The 12,243-nt window shown below is 65.9% G+C and carries 7 protein-coding genes; 4 read left to right on the top strand and 3 right to left on the bottom strand.

Features of this window, described 5'->3' with window-relative positions; genetic code table 11:
* Nucleotides 1-251: 251 nt before the first annotated feature.
* From AC5ZH6_RS02545 to AC5ZH6_RS02535, 3 genes are all read right to left on the bottom strand, one after another.
* Nucleotides 252-1,853, bottom strand: coding sequence for a TROVE domain-containing protein (locus tag AC5ZH6_RS02545; protein ID WP_006369312.1), 1,602 nt, complete (start codon nt 1,851-1,853; stop codon nt 252-254).
* Between the two features lie 321 nt (nt 1,854-2,174).
* Nucleotides 2,175-4,121 carry a primary-amine oxidase gene (locus AC5ZH6_RS02540; protein ID WP_006369311.1) on the bottom strand — a complete coding sequence of 649 codons (1,947 nt, stop codon included), beginning with the start codon at nt 4,119-4,121 and terminating at the stop codon, nt 2,175-2,177.
* An 85-nt stretch (nt 4,122-4,206) separates the two neighbouring features.
* The gene (locus AC5ZH6_RS02535) at nt 4,207-5,652 is read right to left on the bottom strand and encodes an APC family permease (protein WP_006369310.1); all 1,446 of its coding nucleotides are present in this window, start codon (nt 5,650-5,652) and stop codon (nt 4,207-4,209) included.
* Nucleotides 5,653-6,253: 601 nt separating this feature from the next.
* Between AC5ZH6_RS02535 and AC5ZH6_RS02530 the strand changes: the two genes are divergently transcribed.
* From AC5ZH6_RS02530 to AC5ZH6_RS02515, 4 genes are all read left to right on the top strand, one after another.
* A complete protein-coding gene (locus AC5ZH6_RS02530) occupies nt 6,254-7,693 on the top strand; it encodes an APC family permease (protein WP_006369309.1) in 1,440 nt (479 codons plus the stop codon).
* Nucleotides 7,690-8,442 (top strand): IclR family transcriptional regulator, encoded by a 753-nt coding sequence (locus tag AC5ZH6_RS02525; protein WP_006369308.1) that lies wholly within the window; start codon nt 7,690-7,692, stop codon nt 8,440-8,442. Before AC5ZH6_RS02530 ends, AC5ZH6_RS02525 begins: the two co-directional genes overlap by 4 nt.
* Nucleotides 8,443-8,560: 118 nt before the next feature.
* Nucleotides 8,561-10,294, top strand: a complete 1,734-nt coding sequence (locus AC5ZH6_RS02520) for an ABC transporter ATP-binding protein (protein WP_006369307.1) — start codon at nt 8,561-8,563, stop codon at nt 10,292-10,294.
* Nucleotides 10,291-12,231, top strand: coding sequence for an ABC transporter ATP-binding protein (locus AC5ZH6_RS02515; RefSeq protein ID WP_006369306.1), 1,941 nt, complete (start codon nt 10,291-10,293; stop codon nt 12,229-12,231). Before AC5ZH6_RS02520 ends, AC5ZH6_RS02515 begins: the two co-directional genes overlap by 4 nt.
* The last annotated feature ends 12 nt before the right edge of the window (nt 12,232-12,243 follow it).

Genomic DNA, 12,243 nt, shown 5'->3' with positions numbered 1-12,243 from the left:
TAGAGATTGTTCCCACCCGATGGTCGAGGTGTTGTGCCGACTGTGGCCCGGAATCCTTTCGGCACACGGGGTCTCGAGGCTCGTCGCTGGCGCTCCTCGGCACCTCGACCACCGGGATGGGGAACGGCCCGAGATTCATCAATCGCTGGTCGAGGTGCGAGCCGCGTGCGGCGAGCCTCGAGACCGACTGCTAGAGTGCTGGATTCGTACCCTGCGGCACGGACACCCGCCCGCGCGAACGGAGAAGCCGTTCAGACGTTTCCTCGAGCGAACCCCGACAATAGTTGCGGCGTTGCCGAGTCGAATCCGACGACGTCGAGCATTCCGGCATCGCTCGGATCAGCGATCGTGAAGCCCGTAGACGTCATGCCGACGACGACCAGCTTCGCGTTCGGATTCACCTCACGCCGGTACTGCGCGAGCGCCTGGTGCGGATGAATCGGACCGGCCCACGTCTCGTTGTCGGTGTAGATCGAGAAGACGTCGACGTGGGTCTTGGTCTCCCGTGCCCATCGGATCGGCAACGCGCAGTCCGTGCCACCGAACGGCAGCCCGGAGATGGTGCGCAGCACGTCGTCGAGTCGCTGACGAGAACTGATCGGCAGCGGCGTGAGCTCCGTGCCACCACCGAACCCACTTCGACCTGTCGCCGAGGTGAATCCCATCATCATGTGCTCCGGCTCGGTCGCCGCAGTCACCAACGCCAACGCCGCCGACACCTCGCGGCACGTGATCGGCATTCCCGAGATCGGTGCGCCCATCGAGCCCGACACGTCGAGACCCAGCAAGTGCGTCTTACCCGAAGGCTCGACGACGCCGAAGGCCGCGTAGAACGCCGCATCGAGCGCGTCGACCACTCCGCGCGTCGGTGCCCACAAGCTGTTGCCGCGCGCCGAGTGACCCGACGCGTACGTACGCTGAGCCACCAGGACAGCGAGCGGATGCACGCGCCCCTTGCGCAGCCGGTCGGGATCGGCGAGCAGCGCCGCCACCTCCGGCGTCCGACCACCCGTCGCCGGCAGCAACCCCATACGGGTCAGCCGCGGAAGCTGACGCATCAACGCAGTTGGGGGAATACCATTGTCCAGCAGAGCTTCCCAGACCTTCGCGTCATTGAGCGACTCGTCCGGCAGCATGTCCCACGACAAGCCGTACTGCGCCACGAGAGCCGCAGCTCGACCCGGCTCCGACTGCACCTTCTCGTATCCCTCGACAATGCGCGGAACTCCCTCGGCGCGGCCGTGGGTGATGTAGTCGAACAACGCGCGACGCTGCGCCTCGTCGGTGACCGGGTGCGCCAGGCGCAACAGATCACGATGCGACCAGCCCTCACGGCTCCGGTATTTCACGGCCTGGTAGGCCACGGAGTCGACGGCCTTGCCCAGATACCACTGACCCACCGCGCGGCGCAGGCCCCTACCCCACCCGCGGAACTGCTCGACGTAGGTGGCGAACAGAAACAGATGGGTGCCGGTACGTGCGACGTCGGGCAACGCGGCGAGCGCTGTGCGGCGACCGGAGTCGTCGGCAAGCGATGCCGCAGCGGCGAGCGCGAAGATCGCCTGATTGTTCTTCGGCGCACGCCCACTCTGGGAGATCGAAACGATCTCACGGACGAGGGTGCCGGCGTCGTTGCGCGCGAAATCCATGACAACAGCGGTATTTTCCTTGGTGAGATCGGCCGCGCTCGTGTAGTACGCGCCGCCCTCGGTACCGAGGATCAAGAATCGACGGAGTCGCGCAACCGGTGTCACCTCGAAGGTATAGCCGCCCGCGCTATTGGCCACCTGACGGGAATCGCTCTTGTCGAGTTGACTGGTGCGGCGCGTGCCGACCGTGTTGAGAACATCCATCCTTGACTCCTGAACAACCATGGCACAGAACGAAGGTCGCGGACATGTCATCTCCGACCGGGATGATCATCCGCAGTGATAACCGACCGGAATCCGGCCCGCGACCTTCTGACGTTCTGCGAGAGCGGGCATGTTATGCCGACCGGGTTTTCACTGCTCTACCCGTTGAGCTACACCACCCGGAGGTGATGGCGGGACTCGAACCCGCAACCTGCCCATTATGAGTGGTAACCGATCGACTCCGGCCCGCTCTCGGCGCCAACCGTAGAGCACCGAAATGCGACAGCGCCAATGATTATTCAGTGTCCCCTGTCTGCAGGGTCAGTCCGCGCAGCAGTGCCCCTTGGGCCCGGAGGGGACGCCGAGCGACGGATTGCGGCCGAAGAAGCCCACCGGCTTGAGCTTGAATCCGGCGTAATCGACCGGCATCACCGGCCAGTCCTCGGGCCGCGGGAAGTGAGTGAGGCCGAAGGTGTGCCACAGCACGATGTCTTCACCCTCGATGTCGCGGTCGGCGGCGACGTAGGCCGGTAGGCCGGCGTCACCCGGATGCTGGTTGACGTAGTCGCCGGCCGGATACCGCTGCGCTGCATCGTATTGCGTGACCCAGAGGTGTTTGGTGGCGAATGCGGCCCGCTTCGCGATGGAGCTCTGTGGGTCGGCCAGCAAGCTCGGTTGTCCTTCGGGATGCAGGGCATACCCGACGTCTTGGCCGAGCCGGTTCTGCTTGTCGGGGTTGGTGATGTGCCAGACCCGGGCCTTGAGGTTATCCGCGCTGCGCATGGCCTCGGACTCGGTGTGCAGTGTGGTCTTCTGGGCCCGGAATGCGTTGCCCCACGGGTTGTCCGGGCCCATCGGGACGGGCACCGCATCCACCTCGGTGACGGTGTTGCGGTTGCCGTCGACGGCCATGTCGAGTCGCGCCGAGAACAGATGCTGGTGGAACGGCGCACCGAGGCCGGGGGCCATCTCGGTGGAGAAACCTTCGGGTCCGCGGTGGGCAGAGGTGAACACGATACCGGTGGCCTTGGCCTCGAGTTCGATGGTGCCGTCGAGGTAGAGGTACCAGTAGAAGCCGTAGTCATAGTTGCCGATGGTGAGGAAGAACGAGATGACGAGTCGTCGGGAGCGTCGGGTCTCGGCCATCCCGTTGAACATGTCGGTGTGCTTCCACAACACGCCGTAGTCCTCCTCGTGCAGGCAGATCGCGTTCTTCATGACCCGCGGATTGCCCTGTTCGTCGGCGATGGTCACGTCGAAGTAGGTGATGTCGCCGAGGCAATCACAACCGAGTTCGAGAGCGTTGGTATAGCGACCGAACAGATACTCGCCTTGATCGAAGTAGTTCTGCCAGTACCGAACCGGTGACGGATCGGCGTAGGGGACCACCATCTCGGCGATCGACGCCCGATAGATGACCGGGCGCTGCTCGTCGCCGTCGCGCACCGAGAGCTGATGCAGCGTCAGGCCCTCACGGATGTCGAATCCGAAGCGGAAAGTCCAGTCCGCCCAACTGATCTGGTTTCCCTCGACGGTGAAGCTCGGGCCCTCGGGCTGAGTGATCTCGATCGGCTTGAGGTCGGTGCGGGTCGGCACGGCATGCGGGGCCGCATCCCACTCGCCGCGCTCGGCCGGCACCGGCAAGGTGATCTCGTCGATCACCTTGAGTACCTGACGGCCGGTGAGGTCAACATAGGCGACGACGCCGTCGATCGGATGCGCCCACGGCAGGTCGGCCTGGTCGGACTGGTAGAACGCGAGGACTCGGACGATCCGGTGACCGACCTCGTCCTCGTGGCCGAAGACACCCGCCGACAACGGGACCGCGCGCACGTTGGCCGGCTCGAGGCCGCGCTTGCTCATCGCGGCCAGCCAGTCGTCGGAAGCGAGGAGATAGGCCTCGATGTCCTCGAACTCCTCGTCCAGAATCGGCACCTGACCCTCGGTCGCGGCGTCGATCATGGCGCGCTCGAGCACCTTTGCCTCCGTCAACGACACCAGCAGGCTGCTGCCCGTCCCGGTCTCGCGGTCAAGGAGGAGTACCCGGGCCTGCCGGACGATCTCATCGCCGGCCCGGTAGGCGAGCACGACATCCTTGGCCGGTTCGTCGAGGGTCACGAACACGAAGCGGGTGTGCTCACTCAGCAGCCCGGCTTCGTCGACGATGCCGCGGACCGTGGTGATCTCGGCAGCCGACAGCGGGGTCAACGGATGGTCGGGGCCGGCCTGGCCGATCATCTCGGGGGCGGTGGTGACGGCAGTACTCATGAGCAGTTCTCCTTCGAATAGATCTGTGCAGTAACGGGATTCAGCAGTGGTGTTGTTCAGCGATGGTGGTCAGCGGTGGCGGGATTCAGTTGTCGGCAGAGGTGAGGTGATGGGCGGCGTGCGGCCTGGTCACCGCGACCATCGCGCCGGCGGCGAAGGCCGCGACGAGCAGGACGGCGATGATGACGGCGAGGGTGTCCGAACCGCCGACGAGCAACGGGAGATTCAGCGCGGTCAGCACGAGCAGCGCGGCGAGACCGAGCAGGCCGAGTCCGGGCGCGATGAGGGTCTGCCACGGCCGGGTGTCCTTGCGGGTGCGTCGGAAGTAGACGATCACCGCGGCCGAGGTCAGCGTCATCAGGGCGACGATGCCCACCGATGACACCCCCGCGTACCACGCGAACACCTGGGTGACCGGGTCGAGGCCACCGAGCGCGGACGCGACGACCAGCACGACCGCCGTCGTGGTCTGCACGACCGAGGCGATGTGCGGTGAGGCGTGACGGGCGTGCGAACGACCGCACGCCGACGGCAGGGCACCGCTGTTGCCGAGCGAGTGGATGTAGCGGGCCAGGACGTTGTGGAACGAGAGGATGGCCGCGAACAGGCTGGTCACCAACAGGATCTGGACGAGATCACCGGCGGCGGATCCGACATAGCGGACCGCGGTCTCGGTGATCATGCCCTCCGGGTTGTCGGTGGCCATCTTGATCGCCTCGGTGTCACCCCACGCGCTGACCATCAGCCAGCTGCTCACCGCGTAGAAGGCGCCGATGATCAGCAGCGCGCAGTACGTCGCGCGCGGAATGGTGCGGGCCGGGTCGCGCGCTTCATCGCGGAAGACCGCGGTGGCCTCGAATCCGATGTACCCGGCGAGCGCGAAGATCAGTGCGATGCCGGGGGCACCGTGGAAGAACGCCGACGGCGAAAGCGCTGTCGTCGACAGGCCGTGGGCTCCGCCACCATGCCCGAGGACCGACAGGTTGATGACCATCACGATGCCGACCTCGCAGACCAGCAGAACGCCGAGAACCTTGCCGGACAGTTCGATGTGGCGGTAGCCGAGAGTCGCGACGACGACGAGGATGGCGAGCCCGTACACGTACCAGGGCACCGACGGCCCGCCGTGGGACGTGACGAGTTCGTTGATGGCGGCACCGATGTATCCGTAGACGGCACCTTGCACCGCCGTGTACGAGAGCAGGGCGAGAAATGCGGCGCCGAGACCGGCATGCCGACCGAGTCCGTGTGCGACGTAGGTGTAGAACGCGCCGGCGCCGGGGATGTGCCGGGCCATGGCGGTGAAGCCGACCGCAAAGAGCAGCAGAACGACGGTGCAGATCAGGTACGAGGCGGGATAGGCCGCGCCGTTGCCGGCCGAGATACCGAGCGGCACCGTGCCGACGATCACGGTCAACGGTGCGGCCGCCGCGATCACCATGAAGACGATCGCGGTGGTCCCGAGTCGACCGGTGAGTGTGCGGGCCGCGGTCGCGGGCGGCGCCGCCGCCGAGGAAGCCTTGGTGGTCATGTCTGTACGTCGTCCTTCGCTACAGAAGAGAATCGATTGTTATTGCCGGAGATCATCGTGGTCGCATCCGCTTGCCGTGGTGTTGCCCATCGGTAAGAATTGCGCGATCACCAATGAGAAAGCATGCGTGAACCATTCTCATTTCGCGCAACAGTGAATTCACGCGAGAAATTCACGCCGGTGAGTCGATTGTCGAGAGTGCCGTCAATCGGTCAGTGCGACATGTCCGGGAGGCGATCTCGCTCGACGACAGGCTCTGTGCATCCGGCGGGTCCACACCGGTCTTCGCACCACAGAGTCGGTATCGAGTGACTCACGAGCTGACCCTACGCCCGCGATATGACCTGTGTCACCATGGATTCTGAATGGGTATTTCCAGGGCCCGAATTCTCATTTGAGCGCGTTGGCATCGGCGTCGTGCAACGGCGAGTACACATGGATCGCGCAGCCCGAACAGACGAAATCCCGTCAAATGAGAATCACCGAACAGGATGGTTCCCATTTGAACTCCGACGAGAATTCATCGTCGAAATGATGAGCCGACGCGCCCGATGGGCTACGTTGCGTTGTGGTGCGGGGTCGCGCGGAAGCAGGTGAGGCGATGGACAACCACGAGGGCATTCGGCGTCGGTCACCGGTCGCCGGTCTACCGCGAGGCCGACTGTCGTTCGTCGAGGTCCTCGGTCAGTCGGTGGCCGCGGTGGCCCCGTCGGCCGTCATGGTCACCGTCCCGGTACTCATCCTCCCCGCCGCGGGCCACGCGACGGTGCCGGTGTTCGTCGCGACCACCTTCTTGTTTCTCGCGGTGGGCTACTGCATCACCCAGTTCTCCACGCGCATGGTCGCGGTCAGCGGCATCTACAGCTACACGGTCAAGGGCCTCGGCGCCGGCGCAGGGGTGTTTGCCGGCTGGTCGGTGATGATCGGTTACGCCGGCGCCGCGATGGCCAGCACCTTGGGGGCGGGCGCTTACCTGGCCGCGCTCCTGAACCGGGTGGGCGTGCGCGACAGTCCGCTGATCGTCGCCCTCCTCACGTTGGCGGTCGGCGCCGTGGCACTCGCACTGATGATCCGCGGCATCAAGCTGTCCGCACGGATCTCCCTGGCGATCGAGATGTTCGCGGTCGTCGCCGCCGCGGTGGTCCTGACGGTCCTCGCGGTGCGCGGCGGATCGACCCCGACGGCGTCGTCGGATGTGCACGACGCACCCGGCTTCGCACTTCTGTTGGCCACCACGGCATTCGTCGGATTCGAGAGCGCGACGACGGTGGCACGGGAGGCCAAGCGGCCGTTCGAGACCGTCACCCGCGCCGTGCGCTGGTCACCGCTGGCCTTGGGCGTGCTCTACGTCTTCGCTGCCGTCACCCAATCGGGCCATCAGGTGGCCGGCGGCAACGCCGCACCGATCGTGCTGAGTCTGCCCGGATCCGACGGCCCGGGATCGACGGTGTTGTCGGTGGTGCTGGAACTCGGTATCACCGCTTCCTGGTTCGCCTGCGTGATCGGATCATGCACGGCACTGTCGCGCACGTTGTTCGCGATGGGCCGTGAAGGCGTGCTCCCACCGGCATTGGGCAAGACGCACAAGCGTTTTCGGACCCCGTCCGTCGCACTGCTGGCATCGGTACCGGTGATCACGGTGGTCCCGGTGGTGTATCTGCTCGTCGTCGGCTCCGCGCGGTCGACGCTGATCGGATTGCTCGCGGTGTCGGCGCACGGCTACATCTGCGCCTATCTTCTCGTGTGCGTCGGGGCGCCGGTGTTCCTGCGCCGCATCGGCGAGCCGGGACGACTGCCCACGATCATCGGGATCGGTACTGCCGCAGCCTTTGTCGGGATCATCGTGTGGGCGGCGCTGACCATCGACGCCCCGGTGTGGATCGCGACGATCACCTACGCGGTGCTGGTGGCAGCCGGTATGGCGGTCTTTCTCATTCGACGCCGCATCGAGCCGAGGCTGCCCGAACAGGTCGGGGTATTCGACGAGACCACCGCCGATCAGGTCCTCAACGACTACGACCCGTGGCAGGTTCTGCGATGAGCCCAGGCGGGACGAGCCTGTCCGGTCGTCAGCCGAAAGCGGTGCAGAGCGCGCTCCGCGTCCTCGAGGAGGTGGCGCGATCCGGCGTCGGCGTGACCGCCAAGGACCTGTCCGATCGCCTGGACATTCCGTCGGCGACGATCTACCGGCTGTTGAATCTGCTCGTCGCAGAAGGGTTTGTGGTGCGAATGCCGGATCTGTCCGGATTTGCGCTCGGCCCGCGCACCGGCGCGCTGGTGGACGCCACCCTGATCCCGCGCGTCTGTACCGCGGCGCGGGAAGTGCTCGCCGAATTCCGGTTGTCCATCCGGTTCGGCGCGCATCTCTACTACTTCACCAACACCTCGGTGCGGGCGGCCGACCTCGACACCGAGTTCCCGCCGGCGGCCAACGAGCGGACACTCAACACCTATCTACATGCCAGCGCCATCGGAAAACTGCTGCTCGGCGAGAAGGCCGACGTGAACGACGTGGTCACCTTCCCGCTCACCGCGATCACCTCCCGTACGCCGACCACCCGCGACGCGTTGGCCGACCAGTTGGTAGCCGTGGCCCGGGACGGCTTCGCGCTGCAGGTCGGCGAACTCGATCCCGACCGCGCGTGCATCGCGGTCGGCGTCCGATCGCCGGGCGGAACACTTGTCGCCGCGTTGGCACTCTCGGGTCGCGCCGACCAAGCCGAGATCATGACGCGGCAGGTGCCGGCGATGACCGAGTACGCCACGCGACTGGCGCCGCTGCTGGCGTGAACAGCGGCCGATCCACACCCTCGGCGCATCCGGTCACCCTGTGATCCGATGTGCGGCCGCCGGCAAACCGTTCGCCGAGAGAACGTCCCGTTGCTACCGTCAATCAGGTGATCGCCCCATGCTGACCCGTCTGATCCGGACCTACCTGTCCCGCTACCCCGCGCACATCACCGCGGTGATCCTGCTGCAACTCGTGGCGACGGTGGCCATGCTGTATCTGCCGACGCTCAACGCCGACATCATCGACAAGGGCGTCGCCAAGGGCGACACCGGCTACATCCTGCGGATCGGCGCGTGGATGCTGGCGGTGACCTTCGTCCAGATCGTGTGCACGCTGATCGCCCAGTACTTCGGTGCACGGGCCGCGCTCGGTGCCGGCCGCGACATCCGCCACGATCTCCTGCACCGCGTCAACTCGTTCTCCGCGCGCGAGGTCGGCACCTTCGGCGCACCGTCGCTGATCACCCGCACCACCAACGACGTGCAGCAGGTGCAACTCCTGCTCGTCATGAGCACCGCCATCCTGGTGATGGCACCGATCATGTGTATCGGCGGCATCGTCATGGGCGTCCATGTGGCGCCGGGATTGTCGTGGGTGCTGCTGATCGCCGTACCGATCCTCGGCATCACGATGGGCTTCATCATCGCCCGGATGATCCCCGGCTTCCGCGCCATGCAGGAGCGCCTCGACGCCATCAACCGCATCATGCGTGAGCAGATCACCGGTATCCGCGTGGTGCGGGCGTTCGTGCGCGAACGCCATGAGATGCAACGGTTCTCCGTCGCCAACGACCAGTTGAGCGACGCCTCGCTGCGCGTGGGCCGGATGATGGCCCTGATGTTCCCATCGGTCACCGTGATCACCAATGTGACGATTGTCGCGATCATCTGGTTCGGCGGTCACGCGGTCTCCGACGGCAGCGCCCAGATCGGGGCACTGACGGCGATGATGAGCTACGTCATGCAGATCATGATGTCGGTGATGATGGCGTCGTTCCTGGCGATGATGGCGCCGCGCGCCGCGGTGTGCGCCGAGCGCATCTGCGAGGTCCTCGACACCGAGACGTCGGTCGTGCCGTCGAGTACCCCTGCCGGTTTCACCGGCGATCCCGCCTCCGTCGAGTTCGACGCCGCGCAGTTCCGGTATCCGGGAGCCGACGAGAACGTGTTGTCCGACATCACCTTCGACGTGCGTCCGGGGACCACCACCGCCGTCGTCGGGTCCACCGGCTCGGGCAAGACCACGCTGCTCGGCCTGGTCCCACGACTCATCGACGTCACCGCGGGCGCGGTTCGCGTCGGCGGCACCGACGTCCGCGAACTCGATCCCGACGAGTTGCGGTCGGTGATCGGACTCGTCCCGCAACGGCCCTACCTGTTCTCCGGGACGGTGGCCACCAATGTCCGGCACGGCAAACCCGACGCCACCGACGAGGAGGTGTGGGCGGCACTGGAGATCGCGCAGGCAACCGATTTCGTCTCCGCGATGCCCCAGCAACTCGACACCCCGATCGCGCAGGGCGGCACCACCGTCTCGGGCGGACAGCGCCAGCGTCTGGCGATCGCGCGGGCATTGGTCCGGCGGCCGTCGGTCTATCTGTTCGACGACTCGTTCTCCGCGCTCGACCTGACCACCGACGCGAAACTGCGTGCCGCCCTTCGGCCCGCCACCGCCGATGCCGCGGTGATCATCGTGGCCCAACGCATCTCGACCATCGTCGACGCCGATCAGATCGTCGTCCTCGACCGCGGCCACGTCGTCGGTCTCGGTACCCACGACGAATTGCTCACCTCCTGCGAGACCTACGCCGAGATCGCGCGTTCGCAGCTGTCGATCGGAGAACCCGCATGACCCGCCCCGCAGGCGGCCCGGGTCCCGGCCGCGGCCCGATGGCCGCCGGCCCCGTCCTGGAGAAGCCCAAGTCGTTCGGTCCGTCGATGAAACGTCTTGTGCGCCTGCTGATGGCCTATCGGTGGCGCATGGCGACGGTGCTGACCGCCATCGTCGGGTCGGTCATCCTCCTCGCGGCGGCACCACGCATTCTGGGCCACGCCACCGATCTCATCTTCGACGGTGCGATCGGCAAGGCGTTGCCGTCGGGCATCACCAAGGAGCAGGCCGTCGAGGGGTTGCGTGCGCGCGGGCAGGGCACCTTCGCCGACATGGTGTCGGCGATGAATCTGACCCCGGGTGTCGGGATCGACTTCACAACCGTCGCCTGGACGCTGCTGATCGTGCTGATCTGCTACGTGGCGTCATCCCTGTTGTCGTGGTTGGCATTCCGGATTCTCAACGTCATCGTGGTCAACACGGTGCGTGAGTTGCGCGCCGAGATCGAGCAGAAGGTGCATCGGCTTCCGCTGCGCTATTACGACACCACCCCGCGCGGTGACCTGCTGAGCCGGGTGACCAACGACCTCGACAACCTGTCACAGGGCTTGCAGCAGACAATTTCCCAGTTCGTGAACTCGGTGCTGACGGTCATCGCACTGTTGGTGGTGATGATCTGGATCTCGCCGCTGCTGGCGCTGATCGCGGTGGTGACGGTCCCGCTGGCGGTGGCCGCGACCACGATCATCGCCCGAAGGTCCAAGCCGCACTTCATCTCCCAGTGGTCGTCGACGGGAAAGCTCAACTCCCAGATCGAGGAGGCGTTCACCGGGCACGAATTGGTCAAGGTGTTCGGTCGGCAGCGCGAGATCGAGCAGACCTTCGACGAGCGCAACGAGAAGCTCTACCAGTCGAGTTGGCGTGCGCAGTTCATCTCGGGCATGGTCATGCCGACCATCATGTTCCTGGGCAACCTCAACTACGTGGCCGTCGCCGTGGTCGGCGGCCTGCGGGTGGCGTCGGGATCACTGAGTCTCGGTGAGGTGCAGGCGTTCATCCAGTACTCGCGACAGTTCACCCAGCCGCTCACCCAGATCGGCTCGATGATCAACCTGATGCAGAGCAGCGTCGCCTCGGCCGAGCGGATCTTCGAGATCCTCGACGCGCAGGAGCAGACCCCCGATCCGGCGCAGCCGCTGAGCCCGTCGGAGGACAAGGGCCGCATCGAGTTCGACGACGTCGCGTTCCGCTATCTGCCGGACAAGCCCCTGATCGAGGACCTGTCACTGGTGGCGAGCCCGGGGCACATGGTCGCGATCGTCGGGCCCACCGGCGCGGGCAAGACGACGCTGGTGAATCTGATCATGCGGTTCTATGACGTCGACTCCGGGCAGATCCGGCTCGACGGTGTGGAGACCCGCGCGATGACGCGCGACGACCTGCGTGAGCGAACCGGGATGGTGCTACAGGATTCGTGGCTCTTCGGCGGGACGATCTACGACAACATCGCCTACGGCGACCCGACCGCCAGCCGCGAGGAGGTCATGGCCGCGGCGATGACCAGCCACGTCGACCACTTCGTCCGCATCCTGCCCGACGGCTACGACACCGTCCTCGACGACGAGGGTGGTGGCGTGAGTGCCGGTGAGCGACAGCTCATCACGATCGCCCGTGCCTTCCTCGCCCGGCCGACGATCCTGATCCTCGACGAGGCGACGAGCTCGGTGGACACCCGCACCGAGCTGCTGATCCAGCAGGCCATGGCCAACCTGCGGGCCGATCGCACGAGTTTTGTGATCGCCCATCGCCTTTCGACGATCCGCGACGCCGACACCATCATCGTCATGGAGGACGGGCACATCGTCGAACAGGGTAATCACGACGAGCTGCTGGCCGCCCAGGGCGCCTACTGTCGCCTCTACCGCAGCCAGTTCGCGGGCGCGCTGGACACCGACTGACCGAGCCCCGAC

The sequence above is a fragment of the Gordonia sp. YC-XJ4 genome, assembly GCF_059511865.1.
The sequence above is the reverse complement of the archived record's forward strand: the minus strand, read 5'-3'. Positions and strand labels throughout refer to the sequence as shown.

Excerpts from the sequence above, each read along its gene's own strand:
- AC5ZH6_RS02530 (WP_006369309.1), top strand. The coding sequence starts at position 6,254 with ATGGACAACCACGAGGGCATTCGGCGTCGGTCACCGGTCGCCGGTCTA.
- AC5ZH6_RS02540 (WP_006369311.1), bottom strand. The coding sequence starts at position 4,121 with ATGAGTACTGCCGTCACCACCGCCCCCGAGATGATCGGCCAGGCCGGC.
- AC5ZH6_RS02545 (WP_006369312.1), bottom strand. The coding sequence starts at position 1,853 with ATGGATGTTCTCAACACGGTCGGCACGCGCCGCACCAGTCAACTCGAC.
- AC5ZH6_RS02525 (WP_006369308.1), top strand. The coding sequence starts at position 7,690 with ATGAGCCCAGGCGGGACGAGCCTGTCCGGTCGTCAGCCGAAAGCGGTG.
- AC5ZH6_RS02535 (WP_006369310.1), bottom strand. The coding sequence starts at position 5,652 with ATGACCACCAAGGCTTCCTCGGCGGCGGCGCCGCCCGCGACCGCGGCC.
- AC5ZH6_RS02520 (WP_006369307.1), top strand. The coding sequence starts at position 8,561 with ATGCTGACCCGTCTGATCCGGACCTACCTGTCCCGCTACCCCGCGCAC.
- AC5ZH6_RS02515 (WP_006369306.1), top strand. The coding sequence starts at position 10,291 with ATGACCCGCCCCGCAGGCGGCCCGGGTCCCGGCCGCGGCCCGATGGCC.